This window comes from Prevotella amnii DSM 23384 = JCM 14753 (assembly GCF_000378745.1).
Classification (GTDB): Bacteria; Bacteroidota; Bacteroidia; order Bacteroidales; family Bacteroidaceae; genus Prevotella; species Prevotella amnii.
On sequence record NZ_KB905340.1, the window covers coordinates 1 to 1,298 of the forward strand.

The 1,298-nt window shown below is 49.8% G+C and carries 1 pseudogene; it reads left to right on the forward strand.

Annotated elements, in window-relative coordinates:
- Window positions 1–1,298 (forward strand): annotated as a pseudogene (locus tag F596_RS11285) (DUF2958 domain-containing protein); the annotation flags it as partial.

Below are 1,298 nucleotides of genomic sequence, written 5' to 3' on the forward strand. Positions count from 1 at the left end.
AAGACAAACACCGATGTCATCAAGATGGATGCCACCGGAGTGGAAATGCTGTTCTTGGAACGCTCCGAGAACGGCAAGTACATCAAGGCGGACATTTTCGACCATCCGACGGCTTTCTCCACCGCCGAACTGACTATTGCCGCAGACCCGATGGAGGCATTGGGCGCATCACTCAACAAATATAGCACGGTGGAGCTTGACTATATGAGTTCTTTGCTTCCCGATATGGAAGAGAGCGATATGCTTTCTGCCTTGGAAGGACGCATCTTCTACAATCCCGAAGAGGACAGCTATGAGGTAGCCGACAAGTTCATTTCAGGCAACGTGATTGAAAAGGCGGAGCGTATCGAGTCGTGGCTCTTGGACCATCCTGGGCACGAGGAAGCAAAACAGAGCCTTGCTGCCCTGCGCGCAGCCACGCCAACACCCATTCCTTTTGCGGACCTTGACTTCAATCTCGGTGAACGCTGGATACCTGCTAAAGTCTATGGCAGGTTCGCTTCGGAATTCTTCGGGACAGACATTAGCGTATCCTACCATTCCAACATGGACGAGTACAGCATTGTCTGTGACCGAAAGAATGCCAATATCTGGCACAAGTATGCCGTACAGGGAGAGTTCCGCCGTTATGATGGCATCAATCTCTTGAAGCACGCCCTACACAATACCATTCCCGACATCAACAAGAGCAAGGAGGTGACGGACAAGGTTACGGGAGAAACCAAGACCATCAAAGTAAGGGACGGACATGCCATACAGATGGCAAATGCCAAGATTGAGGAAATCAGGCAAGGCTTTGTCGATTGGCTTAGACGGACACCCGACACGTTCAAAGAGCAGCTCTCTGACCGTTACAACCGCCTTTTCAATTGCTTTGTGCGACCAAACTTTGACGGCACGCATCAGACTTTTCCCGACCTTGACTTGAAACGGTTAGGCATAACCGACCTATATAAAAGCCAGAAGGATGCTGTATGGATGCTCAAAACCAATGGTGGAGGTATCTGCGACCACGAGGTAGGAGCCGGCAAAACGCTTATCATGTGTACTGCAGCCTACGAGATTAAGCGATTGGGATTAGCGAACAAACCGATGATTATCGGACTGAAGGCAAACGTTTTCGACATTGCCGACACGTTCCGCAAGGCTTACCCCAATGCAAGATTGCTTTATCCTGGCAAGAATGACTTCAACAAGCAGAACCGCCAACGCATCTTCAATGACATCAAGAATAATGATTGGGACTGCATTATCCTCACGCATGAGCAGTTCGGCATGATACCGCAAGCATTGGAGAT